The following is a 20,324-nucleotide window of genomic DNA, read 5'->3' as shown; positions in this document are numbered from 1 at the left end:
CACAGGCACGTAGCGTTCCAGCAGTAACAAGGTGGCGCGCAGCACGGCGAAGGGGTATACCCCCACCGCCACCGCAGAAAAAGGCGCAAAAAACAGCGCTGCACTGGGATTTTATCTACGAATCTTGTTCACACGACAACAGCCAAGGTGCACAATAGTGCCAACACCAACACCACAAATAGCTCGGGAACAAAACGAATTATCCATCGCGTTGGAGTGCCGCTAACCACTCGGAAACCTACGGCACCTGCGATCACTATCACCAATCCCAGCCATGGAAGCTGCACCCATCTAGACAACATTGCTAGGCCGATTGCGACGGCCAACCCCGCGAAACATGCGGCACCAATTTTCCAGTGCCGCACCCGCCGATCTCGGCCCACCGCCGGCATGCTGGTCACCTCCTCCCCCATCACGAATTGGAGCAGGGCCTCCGCCACCTTTTCCACCAGCGGCGTTGCGCACAAAAACTCCCCGTAGGGCACCAGCAACACCAACCCCCGATCCAACCCTGGGATCACGGCGAAGACACTGGTTGCGCCTGGGACTTTCCCGCTATGCAGGTAGATCTTGTGCCCCGCGTGTTCCTTTTCAATCCACCCAAACCCATAGTTTCCGAGTTCGCCGAAGATTCCCGCCACGGCTGGCGAGTGGTCGGCCGGCGCGGCGTCGATACGCAAAAGAGGCTGGGCGAGCTGGTCTTGCAGATATTGGGCGGCCGTCAGGGTAGACATCGTAAGCGCGCCCGATGGCGGCTGAATCCAAGAGGAACGATCAGTGGAAAACTTCCGAGCGCGATACCAGTGCCCGAATATTCCGCCGTGACCATAATGAGCGGAAGCGCCGGCACCCGGGGCGATATTACGTTGCACATATTCTAAAAAAGGCAACCCGGAAACCTGCTCAACCAGCTCGCCTAGATAATTATAGTTCTGATTCGCGTATCGGAACTTCTTGTTTTTGGCCAGGGTGGAATCCGAGCGCAGCCCGCTGCGATGCTGCGCCACTTCCCGCACCGTGGCGTCCGGCAGCACCTTCGCTCCTTGAAGATATGTTCGTAGCGGAGCGTGCAGGTCAATCAGCCCTTGTTCCGCCAATTGCCGCACCGCTTGCCCGGTGATGGATTTGCTCGTAGAGCCCAGCATCATGGGATCGCTTAGCTGCATGTCCCCCACCTGCGCCGTCGCTATCACCTGCGTCGCGGACACCACCGCCGCGGCGCCGCCTAGAACACCTGCCGCAGCCAGACCTTGCTGCAAGAGTTGCTGAAGTCGTGGCTGCTGGTCGGGCCGCATGGCTCTCATGCTACACCGCTGCTGGCCCCTCCCCGCGGCGGCGCATAGTGCTGATCCAAACGCCGATGTGCCGCAGCCAAACCGCAGATTCGGGGTTAAAACTGGGTACCCCTGTGCGTTCCGATGTACCAAAAGGTGGTCGTGACTTCCCAAAAAGGGGTACTGTTGTTAGCCGAATCGCAATCTTGTATTAAGGGAGCTCCATTGGCAAAGATCATCTACACCCGCACTGACGAAGCGCCATTGCTGGCCACCTACTCGTTGAAGCCCGTTGTTGAGGCGTTTGCGGGAACCGCAGGAATTGATGTGGAAACCCGGGATATCTCCCTCGCCGGCCGTATCCTCGCCCAGTTCCCCGATTACCTCGCCGAAGAGCAGCGTGTCGACGATGCGCTTGCGGAGCTCGGCGAACTCGCGAAGACCCCGGAAGCCAACATCATCAAGCTTCCGAACATTTCTGCATCTGTCCCCCAGCTCAAAGCCGCTATCAAGGAATTGCAGGCGCAGGGTTTTGCCCTCCCGGAGTACCCCGATAACCCGGAGACCGCCGAACAAAAAGACGTTCGCGCGCGTTACGACGCCGTGAAAGGCTCGGCCGTCAACCCCGTCCTGCGCGAGGGCAATTCAGATCGCCGCGCCCCGATCGCGGTAAAGAATTTCGCGAAGGCCCACCCGCATCGCATGGGTGTTTGGTCCGCCGATTCGAAGACCAACGTTGCCACCATGGATGCCGATGACTTCCGGCACAACGAGAAGTCCGTGATCATGCCGGCCGCCGATGAATTGACCATCAAGCACATCGCCGCCGACGGCACCGAAACGGTGTTGAAGGGCGGCCTTAAGGTGCAGGAAGGCGAGGTTGTTGACGGTACCGTCATGCGCGCCGCCGCCCTCCAGACCTTCCTTGCCGAGCAGGTAAAGCGCGCCAAGGAGGAGGGCGTGCTGTTCTCCACCCACCTGAAGGCAACGATGATGAAGGTTTCCGACCCGATCATCTTCGGCTACGTGGTCCGCGCATACTTCGCCGATGTTTTCGAAAAGTACGGTGCCGAACTGGAGGCCGCTGGCCTGAACGGCGAAAACGGCTTGGCCGCGATTTACGCCGGCTTGGAGAGCCTGGAAAACGGCGCCGAGATCAAGGCTGCGTTCGATAAGGGTCTCGAAGAAGGCCCGGCGCTGGCGATGGTGAACTCCCACAAGGGCATCACCAACCTGCACGTTCCTTCCGACGTGATCGTGGACGCCTCCATGCCCGCCATGATTCGCACGTCTGGTCACATGTGGAACGCCCAGGATGAGGAGCAGGACACCCTCGCCGTCTTGCCGGATTCCTCCTACGCTGGCGTGTACCAGGTGGTCATCGAGGATTGCAAGGCCAACGGTGCGTTCGATCCCGCCACCATGGGCACCGTCCCGAACGTGGGCCTGATGGCGCAGAAGGCCGAGGAGTACGGCTCCCACGATAAGACCTTTAAGATCGCCGCCGACGGCACGGTCGCCGTGGTCAATTCCGCGGGCGAAACCCTGATCGAACACGAGGTTGCCGCCGGTGATATCTGGCGCGCCTGCCAGGCCAAGGATGCCCCGATCCGCGACTGGGTCAAGCTCGCCGTGACCCGCTCCCGCCTGTCCGGCATGCCCGCCGTGTTTTGGCTCGACCCCGAACGTGCGCACGACCGCAACCTGATCACGCTTGTGAACAAGTATTTGGCCGACCACGACACCGAGGGCTTGGATATCCGCATCCTTTCCCCGGTGGAGGCGACCAAGCTGTCTGTCGAACGCATTCGCCGTGGTGAGGACACTATTTCCGTCACCGGCAACGTGCTGCGTGACTACCTCACCGACCTGTTCCCGATCCTCGAGCTCGGCACCTCCGCGAAGATGCTTTCCGTGGTCCCGCTCATGGCTGGCGGCGGTTTGTTCGAAACCGGCGCTGGCGGCTCGGCGCCGAAGCACGTGCAGCAACTGGTCGAGGAGAACCACCTGCGCTGGGATTCCCTCGGCGAGTTCTTGGCGCTGGCCGAGTCCTTCCGCCACTTCGCAAACACCGACGGTAACGCCAAGGCCGCCGTGCTTGCCGACGCCCTGGACCGCGCCACCGAAACCCTGCTCAACGATGGCAAGTCCCCCTCGCGCAAAGCCGGTGAGATCGACAACCGCGGGTCTCACTTCTACCTGACCAAGTTCTGGGCCGACGAATTGGCCAAGCAGACCGAGGATGCGGAACTCGCCAAGATCTTCGCACCTGTCGCCGCCGCCCTGAACGAACACGAGGAAGAGATCGCCGCGAAGCTTATCGAGGTGCAAGGCGCCCCCGTTGACCTGGGCGGATACTACAGCCCTTGTGACGAGAAGACCACCGCCGTGATGCGTCCCTCCGAGACCTTCAACGCCATCATCGACGGCTTGAAGTAATCACACACGGCGCCCAAACCCCGCACCTTGATGTGCGGGGTTTTCGCATGCACATACCCCGCACCACTCGGCCCCCACATTCGAGGGTAAGCAGTGGAAACTGCCACGGTGTCAGGTTGTGGAATAGGCATTGGAACCCAACGAGAAGGCTGCGCACCATCTTCGCCAGCCAGTACGACACAAGGAGGCAACCCAAATGACCAACATCGAGCGTCACACCATTCCCGCCATAACCGTGGCGAGCCTGCGCAAAAAGGTGGCAGGCTACCATGAAGAAGGGAACCTCTGGCAAGAGATTGAATCGCTTCTGGCCAGCTCACAGGCACCCGTTGATGTCACCGGCATGGCTGGTGCCACCTTCCACGATTTGGATTTCAAACCCACCGACGTCGACCTCGAAGTGTGGGTGCAGGTTACGGAACCGTTTACCCCAAATGCCCCGCTGGAATGCAAAGAATTGCCGGAACGAGAGGTGCTGCGAGCGGTGCTCCACGGTGACTATTCGCAAATAGCTTCGGTAGCGCGCGACGTCGATAAGCACATTGCGGAGCACGGTATGCGGATTGGGGCGATGTTTAATATCTACCGCGTCGGCCCGGCGCAAAACCCGGATCCGAACATGTGGGTGACTGAAGTGTGCTTCCCTATTCTTGAGGGTTAGCGTAAAGGAAATGCCATGAGCGGGTTATTGAAAATCGGTACCTTTTCGACGCTGTCCAGTATAAGCGTTCGAATGCTGCGCTATTACCAGAATCATGGCATCCTGCCGCCAGCTGCCGTCGACCCGTTTAGCGGGCACCGGTTTTACCGTCCCGAACAGCTTGTGGACGCGCAGCTGGTGGTGCAACTTCGCGACGCTGGCTGCGCCGTGGAAACCATTACCGAACTGATGAGCAAGCGTGACGATCCCGAGCAAATCGCCCGAATTTTGGAACACCAACGCCGTGAGCTCAATAAACGGCGCGATGAAATCCACGCTCGGCTTGCCGCGCTGGACGAACTCACGTGCTTATTGCAGGGTCGCGCGGCCATGACCGAAGTGGTTGAGCGCACGCTTCCCCCGATGATCACCGCCAGTATGCGCAGGATCGTGGCGACATATCACAATGAATCCGAACTCTGGGACGAGATCGGCCCCCTCTTGCAGGAGGCCAATGTCGCCTTCCCCGCGGGCGGCATGTCCGGAGCTTTGTTCCATGACAACGACTACCGAGAATCCGATGTGGACATCGAAATCTGGCTGCAGATTGCGGAGCCGTTTGAAAGCACCGGTCCGCTGCGGTGCACAAAGGTACCCGAACAAAGAATCGTAAGCGCGGTATTGCGTGGCGACTATAACCAGATGCCCACCGTAACGCAGGCAATCGGCACGTACCTAGCGGAACACGACCTCACTACCGCACGCATGTTCAATATCTATCACGTGAGCCCAGCGCAAAACCCGGATCCGAGCAGTTGGATCACCGAAGTTTGCTTCCGGATTGTTGACCCACCGGTGCCGGACCCAAACAATTCAGCGCAATAAACAGGCTATTCGGGCATGTTTCGCGGCCTTCAGCGGCGCGGCCTTTCCACGCCGCAGTCACGGCGACATCGCTTGGTACAGCAGTTCGATAATGCGTTGCTGTAGTGTTGCGCGTTACGGCAATGCGGTAGCGGTTCGTTCCCTGGGGGTGAATCGGGGGTATCACTACGAGGGTGCGTATTTGTAGGGAAAACGCATTATTTCTGAGAACATTCCAAGAAATGCGTGGTGATTTTACGGTTTTGCAAAAAGGCAAACGTTTCGATTTCGCCTTTGATCAACTTTGCCTAAAGGTAGCATTTATACAGGGAAAACACGGTGAGGCGCGATAGCGATTAAGGGGTGTGTTATGCACGTTCCGCGAGTAAGGTTCCGTAATGCATATTAATGCACTGGAAACAACTTTCTTACTTTGCGCATATTGAATTTAGTCGCCAATAAGCTTTTTGGGCTGTTTTCTTGGCGAGGAAAGGGAAACTCATGCATCACACGTTTTGGGATCAGGGGGTGAATCGGGTTTGACTGCCATGATGCGACGGCCAGCAACCATGATTGCCGCATTGCTAGCGGTAATTGTGGTTGCTCTGTCAATGTTTGCGGCCACGCCAGTCGCACTCGCGGAGCCGGAGTCCACAGCCGCCGCCACCACCGCTGCAGCTCCCGCGAATCCAACACCGAGTGGAACAACAGCCCCAGATGTGGAGAATTCAAATCAGGGAGATTCGGAAACCGGTGATAATGGAACGCCTTCGCCCGCTAACACTCCCGCACCTACCCCCAGCCCTCAAGTTCGGCCGACTGGCAGCCTACTGATCAAGAAAGAAATCCTGGGCCTACCCTACGAGAGCTTGGATCACTCCCATTCTAGAATTGCCTATACTTGCGTCCCGGCTAATCAAGTATCGTTTGGGGCGGGGACCGTAGTGAACGTACCCAACAACGGTGATGTTCTAGAGATTAAGGACATTCCCGTTGGGCACAGGTGTCACGTGACAGCATCCAATGGCATAGTCCCAGACGGATACACCCTTTATCTCACTTATTCGGCCTACAGCGGCATCGTGACGATCAAGGAAGGTCAGGGCGAAAATGACAGCAACCTTGTAACACTCACATATCAATATGAGCTCGACACAGCGCCGATCTTCATTCGGAAGGTTGTCACTGGTGAGCGCCCCGCGGGCTTGAATGATGATACTGAGTTTACGGTGCAGTATCGGTGCGACAAGGACAGCGCGGATGGTACGGTCACAGCGAATACGCCGACCGAGGTGAAGCTGAAGGCAGATGGGGATCCTGTGGCGGGGCCGGAATTCCCGACTGGCACGAAATGCAAGGTTGTTGCCGAAAAGCCAGACGAACCAAAGTTTGAAGGCTATATCTTTACCCCCGAGCTTGGTCACGAAATCACCGTGACAGTTGAGAAGATTTTCTACGTTAATGCACTCGATGACGAGACCACCGTTACAGATGATTCCGAAGTGAACACTTTGGTGGTGACCAATACCTTTAAGAAGGATGAGGCAAAGCTGCGTGTCACTAAGGCTGTGTCGGGTGATGCTGGTGCTTTGGCGGGTGAAAAGGAGTTCACGTTTAAATATACCTGTGGTGCTGATTCCGGTGAGTTGAAGGTGAAGGGCAATGGGTTTGCTGAGACTGAGAAGACTTTCCCGGTTGGTACTGAGTGCACTGTCACCGAGCTTGGGGTTGAGCCGGATGGCTCCGCGCAGATTCACAACCATATTTTGACGGTGACCCCTGAGGTTGTGCAGCGGGTTGTTGTTGGTAAGGATGAGGGCGCGAAGTACACCAATAATTATGCGGTGAAGAAGGGCAAGTTCGGTGTTGCGAAGAAGGCCGAAGGTGAAAACGGTAAAGCTGCCGAACGTGAGTTTGTGTTCGACTACACCTGTGGTGCTGAAACCGGCCAGGTCCGCGCGCGCGGCAATGGCCTGGTGATCGAGGCTCCGGTTGAGCTTCCCGTGGGCACGGAATGCACCGTGACGGAGAGCAAGAGTGCTGTTGAAATTGCGGACTATGATTTCCTTACCCCGGATGATCAGTTGACCAAGACCGTCACTGTACGTGAGGGTGAGACTGCGGTTGCTGAGTTTGTGAACACCTATGCACGTCAGCTCAACAAGTTCAAGGTTGAAAAGGTCGTGAAGGTTGTCGATGGTGCTGTTGCGCCCGCTACCTTCGATTTTGACTACAAGTGTGTGCTGGGTGAGGACACTATCACCGGTGAAATCCTCGGTGTGCCGGCTAATGGTTCCGGCGAATCGGCTGAGATTCCGACGAACTACGTCTGTACGGTCACCGAACGGGATGCCAAGGTTGTCGGCGCAACGCTGGTTACCGAAATTGGTGATGGTGTGAAGATTGTGGCGAAGCAACCCGATGGTGTTGCTTCGATTCCGGTGATCAAGGTGGATAACATCTACACCAAGGACCTTGGTGAGTTCACCATCACCAAGAAGTTGGTTGATCCTGATGGTATCGCCGCTGGCAAGACCTTCGACTTCAAATATGTGTGCACCCCGCCTGCGGATCGTGCAGGGGAAGCCCCCATTGAGGGTGTGCTGACCGTCGCCGCTGGTGCGAGCGCTACCTCGCCGAAGATTCCGGCTGGCTTCAACTGTGAGGTCAAGGAAGTCGGTGCGGAGATCGTGGATTCCAACCTGGTTACCACGGGCCTGGATGCCACGCTGGTGATTACCAAGGACGGTAAGACCCCTGTGGAGGTGACCAACACCTATTCCCAGTGGAAGGGTGCGCTGAAGGTTTCTAAGCAGATCCTTGGTATCAAGGCGGATTCGAAACTGCTAAAAGACCATGAGTTCGAAGCCGCATTCAAGTGCGTGAAGAACGATAAGACCACCAATGAGGGCAGCGTCAAGGTCAAGGCCGGGGAAACCGTGACGGTGGACAATATCGTGGCTAACTCCGTGTGTACCGTGACCGAAAAGCTTGATTCCACCAAGGTGAGCAGCCTGCGCTTCCAGCCGGAGTTGTCCACCACCGAGGTGACCGCCGAGAAGATCACCGTTGATGGTGGCTCTACCGATGCCAAGCTGCTGAACTCCTATGTGGAGTTGGGTAACTTCGCGATCACCAAGGAACTCGGCGGGTTGACCGGCGAGGCGGCCGGGAAAGACCGCGAATTCCACATGCTCGCAATCTGGACCGACAACGGCGTGGAAACCACCAAGGAATTCACCATCCGCGCAGGCCAGGTTTACAAGGAATTCCCAGAGCTGCCCGTGGGCACCAAAGTCACGCTGAAGGAACGTCACCCAGGCAATGGTGTGTTCGTTCAGTGGCACACCCCCGGTTTCACGAGCGACCGTGCCGGTGCCATCGTTGATCACCATGATGGCACCGCGGAGCTGACCATCGTGGCCGACAGCCCGGCAGATAAGCCGCAATTGGTCACCCTGACCAATACCGGTAACCCGCCGTGGTGGTGGGCACTGGTGCCGCTGGCGATCCTCGGCGGCGGTGGCGGATCCAGCAATGGTTCCAGCACTTCCGCTCCGCAAAGCACCACCCCGCAGGCACCCGCTCAAGCGAAGAGCAGCAATGCTCCGGCATCGCTGGCACGTACCGGTGCCTCCGTGCTTGGAGTGGTGGCGCTCGCAGGCCTGGCCGTTGCGGCCGGTGTCTTCCTCGTGCGCCGCGGACGTAACAACAGCTAACCAGCTCGATATTGCGTAACACACAACCCGGTCCACCGTTTTCGGTGCGCCGGGTTGTATGCCCGCGACCATATTTAACGAAGCATTTGATGCCGAATCACATCGTCGCTGGACTGAACTGCGTCAGCCAAGCCACTGAAGAAGAGTACATCGCATGTGGTCCCACACAACCCACCTGCTGCATATGTGCTATAGCTCGTGCCACATATGCCTGAGGCAAATACTGCACGTCCGCATTTTCCCAGGAAAATCCGGTCCGAATAGCAAGGCAGATCGCGCGAAGCGAGGCAGATCGTACATCAGCGTTGTCTGCGGATGCTGGCAGTGCACAACCGATGTCACTTCCTATGCTTTGGAAGCGGCCGTTACGGATGACACGCACCAACGAGTTGCCTCGCAGTGTTTTAAAGGGCGTTGTTGTTCACTCAAACAAGCACCCTAAATAGATACACCCCCACAACGTCCATAACCCCCACCAGTCATAGGCCTGCCTCCAAACTTCATTCAATAGACCGAACGGCAAATGTTTACAATGGGGTTTATTCGGGCATCTTTCGCATTTTTCAGCAGCACAGCATTTCCGCGCCGCAGTCACGGCGACATCGCTTGGTACAACAACTCGATAATGCCATGTTATTGGGTGTCGCGCTTGCGGATATGCCCATGTTTCGGCAAACATTAAACCCCGAAAGGGAGTTTTCAATGAACCACAGTCTTGACCAAGTCAAACAATTGCGCGAGCGACTCGACGTGTTCTTAAGCAAGCTTTGGGAGCAGGCCGAAGAGATCATTTCGCAGGCAAAGACCGTCGCCCCGGAGCCCGACGATAACGATGCTGATCCGGACGAGTTTCAGCGCTCTTTCCTCGCATTTGAAACGGCTTTGCGCAAACAAATGAGGGAGATTGTGCAGCGTGGGGAGAAAATATTCCAGGAACGATTCGAGGTTTTTGTAGACACCCCGGACCCCGAAATTCGTGCAATTTACCTCGCTGCGGAAGCAGCCGTCCGTCAGCTCGAAGAGGATATTGAACAGGCCACGGAAGAGATTTTCGAGCCCGTTACAAATAGCGCGGCGGAGCGGAGATTCAAACGTTCGATTATGGAATGGGAGGAAGCTGCCGCCGAATTCCGCTGCAAACAGTGCGGCACACCGATCCCAGTTCCGGAATTGTATTACCAGGCCCAGTATCTCCCGTGCCCCAAATGCGGGACCCAAACGACGTTTACGCCGACGTCGGCCATGCAACAGGCACCCCAGTGGGCGGAGGCGATTGCCGACGCCCATACGGCCAAGCTCAAAGAAAAAGTTGCGCTGATTGCCAAAACCCCGGGCGGATGGGCAGGTCAGGTGATTTCCACTTATATCGATTACGCCTTGAAACGCCACCGGGAAATCATGAAACTCCTGCCCAATTACGCCCCCACCCAGGTGGATTCGCTGCGCCGTGGGGTGTTCGTCGAGGTGCACAGCAAAGATCACACGCATATCGAACCTGCGGGCACTCGAGACGCGGACGTCACCTATTACAACGTTATCGGCAGCCTTGGCGACACCCTGAAAAACTACCGCGCCCAAAACGATGCGGTGTTCGCCGAAAGTGTGGAGGGCATTGTCCGCGATCTTTCCCGTCCGAATTGTGAAGTCGCTGCGGCGGTACTGAATAACACCTTTACCCACCAATTATGGGCGAAGTATTCGCGCATGGCCCAGCAACAGCCCGAAGCCTAGCTGAAGATATTGGAACGATTGGGCGAAGCAAAAGGTGCTGGTCAGCACTTTCGCTCACCAACACCTTTTGCGTGTCGCCTTAGCAGCAACGCCCTTTCGGGTTCAGGTCTTGCTCCGCCCACCGCATTCGCCAATATTCGCGCTCGGTGGGCACTGGGGCGCATGGGTGATGGCGCTCCAGGTACTGAACGTACTTTTGATAGTCGCGTTCACCCATGATGTCGCCAAGGTACACCCAGCAGGCGCGCAGCATGGTCCAAGCGCCGCTAATGATGCACATGCGCGCGCTCCTTTGGCGGCAGCTTCTCGTCCCACACTTTCTGCAATTGCTTTTCCACGTCTGTGGAGAAAAGTCCACGCGCCGCAAAGTACTCGCTGGCACGGAACTCTTCTTCGGTTGTCGCGCTGCCGGTTCCCCGCACCGCCTTGATGCACGTGACCACGGCCGCACCCAAAACAATCAGCACCAGCACGGCGAAAAGTATGGACAGTGAGCCCTGGATCGCGGTGTTTCTAATCACGGCCTCGATAGCCTCGGGCGTTTTAGCGTTGCCGAACTCGGTGGCGCCTTCGGCCTTCGCCGCGCGGAACCGGAAGTGCTGAGCCCAGTAACCGATGCTCGGATTTGCCGAAAATATTTTCTGCCACGACGCGGTCATGGTGACAATCACGTCCCACACGAGGGGGATACCGGGTATCCACGCCCAGCGGTAATAGCCACGCTTCACCACGACCACCAGTACGAGCGACAAAGCGATAGCGGCGAGCAATTGGTTGGCGATACCGAACAGCGGGAACAGCACATTGATGCCGCCGAGGGGATCGGTCACGCCCATCAGCAGAATCGCACCCCAGAGCGAACACACGGCCAGGGTAGAAACCCAATGGCCCAGCGTCCAGGTCGGGTCTTTAAAGCGGCTCAGTCCGGGGACGTTGGCCAACGTGTCGGTCATCATAAAGCGGGCGACGCGGGTGCCGGCATCCACCGTGGTCAAAATAAACAGCGCCTCGAACATGATGGCGAAGTGATACCAGAACGCCTGCATTTCCGGATGCCCGAAAATATCGGTAAGAATTTCCGACATACCAAACGCCAGCGTAGGCGCACCACCAGTACGCGAAACGACGGTATGTTCGCCCACTGCGCGGGCGGCCTCGGCGAGCTGAGCCGCGGTAAGATCCGTTCCCGGCAACCCCAAGGAATTCACAAATTCGGCAGCTTTTTCGTTCTCGCCGCCGGTCAATGCGGCTGGGGAATTCATAGCGAAATACACGTGCCGATCCAGGATCACGGCGGTAATCAACGCCATGATCGCCACGAACGACTCCAGCAACATACCGCCATAGCCGATCGTGCGCATCCGGGTTTCTTTTTCCACCAGCTTCGGCGTGGTGCCGGAAGAGATCAGGGCATGGAACCCAGACAGCGCGCCGCAGGCAATGGTAATGAACAAGAATGGGAACAAGTTTCCGGCAAACACGGGCCCGTTGCCGTTCCATGCAAAAGCCGTAACGGCAGGCATATGCACCTCGGGGCGGTCGATCAAAATGCCCACCGCAAGCAGGCCGATCACGCCGACTTTCATGAACGTCGATAAGTAATCGCGGGGAGCCAGCAGCAGCCATACCGGCAGAATCGCCGCCACAATGCCGTAGCCGATCAGCACCCACGCGAGCGTAACCTTCGACCACGTGAACATTTCGACGCCCCACGTGGTGTCCGCAACCCACCCACCGGCGACGATGGAGAGCAGCAACAATACAACGCCAATCACGGACACTTCACTGACTCGGCCGGGGCGCAAATAGCGCAGGTAAACACCCATAAATAGGGCGATCGGCACCGTCATAGAAATGGAGAACACACCCCACGGGCTTTCGGCGAGGGCATTCACCACCACGAGCGCAAGCACGGCGATAAGTCTCAGCATGATGGTAATCACCGCGGCGATACCTGCGGTGCCGCCAACCACGCCCATCTCATCGCGGATCATCTGCCCGAGCGACCGCCCCTTGCGGCGGGTAGAGATCCACAACACAAGGTAATCCTGCACGGCGCCCGCGAAAATCACGCCGATAACAATCCACATGGTGCTGGGCAGATAGCCCATTTGTGCGGCCATCACTGGGCCGACCAAAGGACCAGCGCCCGCGATCGCTGCGAAATGGTGTCCGAACAGCACGCGGCGGTCCGTCGGCATAAAGTCCTTGCCGTCATTCGCGTATTCCGCGGGGGTGGCGCGATCGGAGCGAGGTTTCACCACCTTGTACTCGATCAGGCGGGCGTAGAACGTAAAGCCGATGATGTAGGAACCTACGGCGGCCAGCACTAACCATACGGCGTTCACGGTTTCCCCGCGCGCTACGGCAATTGTCCCCCACCCTGCGGCGGCCGCAATAGCGACTACCGCGAGGGCGATTTTCTTCAAGGGAGACATCCCGCGGCGGTCGTTCACGCCGACGGGCAATTCGCAAGTTTCGGAGTAGACATATTCCACTCCCTGCGGCGGTGGCGGCACTGGTGTTGCTGTATTTGTCAGCATATCAGCGACCATCCTTCCTCTTTATCACAAAACCTCATGCGTTAAATTACACACTTCTTTAAGGTGCACACCGCAATTACATTACGCAAGTTTTTATGCCCTGCATAGGTTTCCGAGAAAGGTCAGACGTTCCCACTTGCGCAAGTAAAGAAAGCGCCGCGCGACGTACAAAAAATGAGACAAATGTTTCCTTTATCACAGTGCGTACACGAATGAATATGCCGTAAAATTTCAAGTTTTGGCCGCTTGGCTGGGGCGGCTTTGGCGCACGCGGAACCGGTACGGAACTTGGCCTCGTTCGCGCCCGCACCTGCGATAACCGTGCCCGCAGCGGCGACCAGCGTTCAAACATATAGGCGATTCGCGGTGATTTGCGGCCGATTTTAGGGCGGAAATCAATTGCGGTACCTTCACCAAATGCCCACCCAATTTCTCCCATTGATCAATTCAATCTGTAACGCCCGTAATGATTGATCCAGGCAGTAAACCGCGCCCGCAAAACCCGCGCCTCGGCAAGGCAGATGGGACACAATAAACCCCAAGCTCGCCCACACCGATTTACGTAGCGCACAATGCAAGCTGTAGATTTTCTGCGGCGATGGCAACAAAAAATCAGATAATCCTCTACGCTCATTGCTATGAAACGTGTTGTTGCTACCGCCTGCGTGACCCTCGCCTTCACCCTCCCAAACCCCATCGCGCACGCGCAAGACAAGGTGACAGTAAATAATCAGCAATGCGTGGTCAGCGCGGAGGAGCAGCAGGCAATCCAGGACTTCTGGGACGAGATTGAGTCCCAGGCCCGCGAGCAGCGCATCGCCGAGATCGACAAAATCATCCCGGATTTCGCTGCGGACATCAAGCGTTATGACACGGAAGACGCCCCCATCGCCAACGAGCTGCAACAAAAGCTTACCGAGGCAAACGTCACGGAAACCCTCGCCGAGCTTTCCTCGAAGACTTCCGAATTCACCCAAAACCCCGAATTCCAAACCGCATATACGTACGAACAAACGATCCATGCCGCTTCTTCGATTGGCGACGACCCGTCCGCCACCGTTAAACAGCAACTCACCGAAAAGCAGCGCACACGCTTGGACGAGATACGTATAAATGTGTTCGACCAAGGAGATACCCCCTTGCGTTACAACGCGCGGCAGCACGAACTGAAAGAAGCCCTCGAAGCCTGCGCGGATGAAATCGCTCCCCCGCCGACGTGGCCTTGGTACGTCCTAGGCTGCGCCATCATTGCGGCGCTGATCGGCGCGCGGGCGTGGTGGAATTCTCGGAAACCCAACCGACACGCGAAGGCGATGCAATAAGTCTGCAAGATCGGTAGTGCACTTCGCATGAAGTTTTTTACACACGAATCCCGATTTCTGTGTAATTTTCATCATCCGGGGCCGCCCAGAGCCGCCGCCGCGATACTTTTTACACAGATTTCGGGATTTTGGTGTAAAAAATATCGATAGACACCGTTCAACTCCCGCCACCCGAATAGGTTGCCCGCGATGGATCACCGCTCCTTTTCGTCACTGTGACGTTATTCCCCCACACTCCCTATAGGGCGAGCGAATTTAGGGCCGCAGCGGAGATATTCTCATCGGGCACTAAATGGTGGCACACAATCCTTATCAAAGCACGCCCCAGCTTTCCCCTCGCACCTCACGCTCCGCCACGCACACCTCCCCCGCCCACCAAGACCCACGAAAAACACCGCTCCCGCTAGGCCAAAGCCAACCGGGAAGCGGTGTTATGTTCGTGCGCTCTACTCCAAACGCCTAGAACTCCTAATCCGCCGTATCTGAATGCTCGGAAGCCGACCCGTCATTCTCGGCTTGTGGTGTAGTCGAGGCCGCACCGCCTGCCTGCCCCACCATCATTGGCGCAAAGGGCACGGCCAGCCACCAAGCGGGTGGGTTTGCGGTGTTTGCCACGTTGAGTTTCACGCGTTTGCGCGGTTGCACGTTCACGGTCACGTTTCCGTCGCCGTGATTGTTCAGTGCCTCCGGGGGATCGCTGATATAGCCGGGCAATCCCCAGTGCACCACGGCGCTGTTTTCGGGCAGGATCTCCCGAATGGTTACCGGCGTTCCTACTGGCAGCGCCGGCAGGTCCTTGTAGGTTTCTCCTGCCCGGACCGTGAATTCTTCGGCGAATTCTTGGCCCATTTCTTGCCATGTTGCTTCGAACGTGTAGGTGTTTTGGTCGGAGATGATCTTGGCTGCGGGCCCGTCGAGCGAGGTGCCCACTTCCACTTTGCCGAGTTCGGTGTACACGTTTCGCAGCACGGCTTCGGAGGTGCCGTCTTTTGCTGTGATCTTGGGTGCTACTACTTCGACGACGGATTCTTCGCTTTCGTAGCGCACTTCGTCGGTCTCCAGCATGTCGATGTCTGCGCTGACCGTGCATTCTGCGCCGACTTGCACGTCGTGGATGTCCGCGTGTTCTCCTGGTTTGAGCGTGAGGTTTCCTTCGGAGACGGTCACGCTATTGGAGGTGCAGACGTAGCTGACGTGCGCTTTGTGTTCTTTGGCTTGCGGCATGTCCGCTCCGGATCCGGCGGCCGCGTTGGTGATTCGTAGGGTGCCGCGGCGGTCGTCGTATTTGCGTACTGCTTGCATTTGCGTTTGTTTGTTGCGTTCGAGCACGAGCACGCTGTTGTATCCGGAGTTTGCCAGGTCGCCGCCCGCAAAACCGTTGTCTTGCTGTGTCACTGTGCACGTCGACCCTTCCGGGATGCTTTCCGACGTCGCGGCCTCGCCCGCTCCGATTGCGCCCAACGTTCCTACCACGTCGCCACCGCCAGCCTTGTCGGCGGGGGGTTTGCATACGTATTGGAATGTGTAGGCGCCTCCGGTGGTGGATGCTTTGGGATCTTCCAGTTTCATGGTGATGGTCATGTCGCCTTTGCCGCGGGCGTAGGCGTGTGTGATCTCCACTTCTGGGGTGTTGTCTTTGGCTATTTCCACTGGCGAGCCGATATCCGTGACCAGGGTGGATCCGGCGGTGTGCGGGTCGTCGCTGTGGACGGCGCAGCGGTATCCGGCCGGGATGGGTTCGGATTCCTTGGTGCTGCCGTCGGCGACGCCGGTGATTTCCCCTTGGATTTCGGGCGCGCCGTCGCGGGTGCAGGTGTATCCGAAGTCGAATACTTCGGGTACGCGGCCTTTGCCGCCGACGGTGACTACCTTGTTTTTCACCTTGAATGTGCCGGTTTGGGCGGCGTATTCGAGGTGAAATTCGGCTGGCGCGAATGGCGCATCGGTCGCGCCGAGTGTCACCTTTTGGCGCAATTTGTCCTGGTTGGTGGTGAGGTCAAAGCCGGGTACGCGGGCGGAGGTGGTGTCCAGTTCCACTTCGCATTGGGTGCCTACGGGGAATTCGGGGGATTCCACGTTTTCCCCGGGGCGGGCCTGCAATTCGCCGCGGGCGGCGCCGCAGGTGTAGCGATAGGTGACCGGTTCTACGAGCGCATCGGTCCCTTCGACGAGGTTGTTTACCACGAATCGGGAGACTTGCGGCACGTAGGTATTGGTCACTTGGACGGTGGCCACGGGTGTTGCGGCGCCGGAGCCAACCGGCACCACGATCTCGGTTTTGTCCAGGTGCGGGACTAGGCGTTGACCGTCGACCGCTGCGGCCTCCTCGTCTTCGCCTTGGATGGTGCACTTGGTGCCTGCCAAGAATTCGGGCGATTCGACGACGCTGCCATCGCCCTTCACCTTCAGCTCGGCGGGGCCTTGCACGGTTCCGTCGTTGCTTGGTTTATCGCATTCGTAGCGGATGACGTATTCGCGTTGTGGGTCCGCGCCTTCCGGCTTGGGGTCGGCGATCACGCTGCGCACGGCGAAGGTCCCCGATTTTGGCGGGGCTTCATAGACGGTGCCAAAGCGCAGGGCCTTGACCTCCCCGGCCTCCACCACGATGGTGCGCGGGTTTTCGCCCACGTCAACCTTGTAGCCCTCCAGCTTGCTGCGCTCCTCATCCTGGGTTACGGTGCACGTTGTTCCGTGCTTGAACTTGGGGGATTCCTTGGAGGTGCCGCGGGCTTTCGCCGTTAATTCGCCGGTGACGCCTTCACAATCAAAGTTAAATCCAAACTCCTTTTCCTCGGCCTTCCCGGTATCGCCAACAACTGCATTCTCAATGCGGAACATGCCCATTGTGGCCGTAGCCCCCGATCCATCGACCGGTTGGGTAAAGATCTCCGCGTGCTCGTCCGACTTAATAGTCAAACCATTGAGATCGAGCGTGTTTTGCGCAATGGCGCGCTCTTCGGCGCCATGGGCAGGAAGGTTTTCGGCGGGAACGAAGGTATAAAACACAATGCGATACGCGGCGCCCTTGACCAGAGGGGTCATTTTGAGCTTGAAATCGGTGGGAAGTTTTTCATGCCATTCCAGCTCGGGGATGCCGCCTTCGATTGATACCCCTTCCACGATGCGTCCGGGGCGTTCCATCACTTCATTGCCGCGAATGGTGGCAACCAGATCCGCGCAATCAATGCCCTGCTCATGGGCGGCGGCGCAGCCCGGTTCACTGGCGTCCCACACGCCGTGTTCCGTGGCGCCCCCGTCGCGGCGCAGGATCTCAATTTCCATGTCAGGTGCCATGTATTGCGGCACCGTCCAGCCACCCCACGCATCGGACTTCACTTCTTGCAGCGTGTCCTTGAGGGTCAGCGATTGCGCGAGATCGAAGTTTTCTGCCGGCACGTCCACGACCCATTGCAAACGCACATAAGATTCGCCGTCGTACTCCACTTCGCGGAAGCTTTGCAATGACGTCGTGATGGGACCAGTGCGTGCATTTGCGCTCGGCGCTACCGGCAAGTGTGTGTCTTCGTTTGGTGGCTCGACTTTATCGCTCGTGTCTCCAACCACCAAAGAAAATACGTCGGTGTCTTTTTTACCCCAACGTATTGGATCAATGCCCTTATTTTCAAAGGCATTCATACCTAAAACGAAGTGGCCGCTGAGTTCTTTATCTTTCGCGTCCTTTACTTTGTCAGTAAAGGTACATTTCACATCCGTCGCCGCCTTTGACCACGAACACGTGGTGTAGTCACCGGCTTTCAAATCTGTGTGATCCTCGGTTGGCCGTAGCCACTCGGGCAGGTGAACAGTCATCGTGTCGCCCGGTTTCGGGCGTTGCTCACCTTTAGGAATCACCCAGGTAAACGTGGATTGCAATTGCTCGCCTTGGCGCAGTGGGGACTGCACATAGCTTTCGCTCTCTACGTCGACTTTGTTGCGCTTGATATTCAGGTCTTGACCATAGCTTTCCGCATGATCCGTGGCCGCATTCGCGACCACGACAGAGCTGCTCCCAAATATCAACACGAGTATGGCAATAATTACCCAAATTATCCGCATGCTAGTTATGCGGTGGGCTTGATGCATCCGTGACATCTGGACTACTTTCTCCGGCGTTGGGGATGAACCGTGGAAAATACAAACTAGTTATCGCAGTTAGATTTGCCCTATTGAACTTATAGGCCCTATTGGTCCCAACAGACTAGGATAGCGAACGTGAAAACCGCTTTGTACCAGCAAAAATGCGTAGTACACTATATACTTTCATCTTGGCTTCATCTGGTGAGGTCATCGGCAATTCTCGCGATACTTTACCGGTAACCATCCTCCCCCAAGGGGGTAACATATTTCAATCCACACCTCCGTAGCTAGGCCGCTAACAATTCAAGACCGAGCGGTCTACCCCTACAATTTCTCCAGCCTGTTGCACTAGACCGAGCTGTCCATTAAGTTTGTTCAAAACTACCGAAAGGACTCTTCGTGACCAAGTACAACAACGCCGATACGACAGGCTGGGGCTTCAACACCCGAGCCATCCACTCCGGGCAACCGGTAGACAGCGACACGGGCGCACGCAACCTGCCGATTTACCTTACTTCATCTTATGTATTTAACTCTGCAGAACACGCGAAGCAACGGTTCGCGCTGGAGGACGCAGGGCCCGTGTACACGCGGCTGACCAACCCAACTGTCGCGGCCGTCGAAAATCGCCTTGCGGACCTTGAGGGTGGCGTACACGCCGTATTGTTCGGCTCCGGGCAAGCCGCCGAAACCGCCGCAATCCTCAACCTCGCGCGCGCCGGCTCCCACATCGTCACGTCCTCGCGGCTGTACGGCGGCACGACCACCCTGTTCGAAGTCACACTCGCCCGCCTGGGAATCGAAACCACGTTTGTCACCGACCCGGACAACCCCGCCGCGTGGCAGGCCGCCGTGCAAGACAATACCGTCGCCTTCTACGGTGAAACCTTTGCCAACCCGCAGGCCGATATCCTCGACATCCCCGCCATCGCCGAAGTGGCGCACGCAAACAATGTGCCGCTGATCATCGACAATACCGTCGCCACCGCCGCCCTCGTACGCCCACTCGAACTGGGTGCAGACATCGTAGTGGCGTCCCTGACCAAGTTCTACACCGGAAACGGCTCCGCACTCGGCGGCGTACTCATCGACGGCGGCAAATTCGACTGGACCGTGGAACGCAACGGCAAACCCATTTTCCCCGACTTTGTCACCCCGGACCCCGCCTACCACGGGCTGAAATACGTGGACCTCGGCGCCCCCGCCTACGGCCTCAAAGCGCGCGTCGGGCTGCTGCGCGACACCGGAGCCGCAGCCTCGCCGTTCAACGCCTGGGTCACCGCGCAGGGCTTGGACACCCTTGCGTTGCGCTTGGAGCGCCACAACACCAACGCGCTCGCCGTGGCAAAGTTCCTGGAAAACCACCCCAAGGTTGCCAAGGTGCACTACGCTGGCCTGGAGTCCTCGCCCTGGTACAAGGTGAAGGAAAAGCTGGGGCTCAAGCACGCGGGCTCCGTGTTTTCCTTCGACATTGTTGGCGGGCAAGACGAAGCGTGGCGATTTATCGACGCCCTGACGCTCCACTCGAACGTGGCAAACGTCGGCGACGTGCGTTCCCTTGTAGTCCATCCCGCTACCACCACGCACTCGCAATCCACGCCAGAGGGCTTGGCTAACGCCGGGGTCAGCCCGGCGACCGTCCGGCTTTCCGTAGGGATCGAAGATATCAACGACATCATCGCCGATCTCGAGCGCGGATTTGCCGCAGTGTAGTG

Annotated in this window: 11 protein-coding genes; 7 read left to right on the top strand and 4 right to left on the bottom strand. The window is 57.6% G+C overall.

What is annotated here, in order from left to right:
• Positions 1-128 precede the first annotated feature (128 nt).
• Positions 129-1,295 (bottom strand): serine hydrolase domain-containing protein, encoded by a 1,167-nt coding sequence (locus tag CCANI_RS02560; RefSeq protein WP_186750300.1) that lies wholly within the window; start codon positions 1,293-1,295, stop codon positions 129-131.
• A gap of 204 nt (positions 1,296-1,499) precedes the next feature.
• On the opposite strand from CCANI_RS02560, the gene CCANI_RS02555 reads away from it, so the two are divergent.
• The 5 genes from CCANI_RS02555 to CCANI_RS02535 all read left to right on the top strand — a co-directional run bounded on the left by CCANI_RS02555 (position 1,500) and on the right by CCANI_RS02535 (position 10,667).
• Positions 1,500-3,713 carry an NADP-dependent isocitrate dehydrogenase gene (locus tag CCANI_RS02555; RefSeq protein ID WP_146324741.1) on the top strand — a complete coding sequence of 738 codons (2,214 nt, stop codon included), beginning with the start codon at positions 1,500-1,502 and terminating at the stop codon, positions 3,711-3,713.
• Positions 3,714-3,909: 196 nt separating this feature from the next.
• Positions 3,910-4,374, top strand: a complete 465-nt coding sequence (locus tag CCANI_RS02550; protein ID WP_146324742.1) for a GyrI-like domain-containing protein — start codon at positions 3,910-3,912, stop codon at positions 4,372-4,374.
• Between the two features lie 15 nt (positions 4,375-4,389).
• On the top strand, positions 4,390-5,238 hold the full coding sequence (locus CCANI_RS02545; protein WP_146324743.1) for a MerR family transcriptional regulator: 849 nt from the start codon (positions 4,390-4,392) through the stop codon (positions 5,236-5,238).
• Between the two features lie 527 nt (positions 5,239-5,765).
• Complete coding sequence (locus tag CCANI_RS02540; protein WP_353959421.1) at positions 5,766-8,936, top strand: DUF5979 domain-containing protein; 3,171 nt, start codon at positions 5,766-5,768, stop codon at positions 8,934-8,936.
• Between the two features lie 702 nt (positions 8,937-9,638).
• Positions 9,639-10,667, top strand: a complete 1,029-nt coding sequence (locus CCANI_RS02535; RefSeq protein ID WP_146324691.1) for a hydrogenase maturation nickel metallochaperone HypA — start codon at positions 9,639-9,641, stop codon at positions 10,665-10,667.
• A gap of 79 nt (positions 10,668-10,746) precedes the next feature.
• On the opposite strand, the gene CCANI_RS02530 is transcribed toward CCANI_RS02535, so the two are convergent.
• Positions 10,747-10,947 (bottom strand): YbdD/YjiX family protein, encoded by a 201-nt coding sequence (locus CCANI_RS02530; RefSeq protein ID WP_146324690.1) that lies wholly within the window; start codon positions 10,945-10,947, stop codon positions 10,747-10,749.
• Complete coding sequence (locus CCANI_RS02525) at positions 10,934-13,210, bottom strand: carbon starvation CstA family protein (protein ID WP_146324689.1); 2,277 nt, start codon at positions 13,208-13,210, stop codon at positions 10,934-10,936. The genes CCANI_RS02530 and CCANI_RS02525 overlap by 14 nt, the downstream gene beginning before the upstream one ends.
• 638 nt (positions 13,211-13,848) lie before the next feature.
• Here CCANI_RS02525 and CCANI_RS02520 point away from each other — a divergent pair.
• On the top strand, positions 13,849-14,532 hold the full coding sequence (locus tag CCANI_RS02520; protein WP_146324688.1) for an OmpH/Skp family outer membrane protein: 684 nt from the start codon (positions 13,849-13,851) through the stop codon (positions 14,530-14,532).
• 468 nt (positions 14,533-15,000) lie between these two features.
• Here the strand turns inward: CCANI_RS02520 and CCANI_RS02515 are convergent, their stop codons facing one another.
• Positions 15,001-18,528 carry a DUF5979 domain-containing protein gene (locus CCANI_RS02515; RefSeq protein ID WP_146324687.1) on the bottom strand — a complete coding sequence of 1,176 codons (3,528 nt, stop codon included), beginning with the start codon at positions 18,526-18,528 and terminating at the stop codon, positions 15,001-15,003.
• 480 nt (positions 18,529-19,008) lie between these two features.
• Between CCANI_RS02515 and CCANI_RS02510 the strand changes: the two genes are divergently transcribed.
• A complete protein-coding gene (locus CCANI_RS02510; protein WP_146324686.1) occupies positions 19,009-20,322 on the top strand; it encodes an O-acetylhomoserine/O-acetylserine sulfhydrylase in 1,314 nt (437 codons plus the stop codon).
• Positions 20,323-20,324: the final 2 nt, after the last annotated feature.

The organism is Corynebacterium canis, from assembly GCF_030408595.1.
Taxonomy (GTDB): Bacteria; Actinomycetota; Actinomycetes; order Mycobacteriales; family Mycobacteriaceae; genus Corynebacterium; species Corynebacterium canis.
The sequence above is the reverse complement of the archived record's forward strand: the minus strand, read 5'-3'. Positions and strand labels throughout refer to the sequence as shown.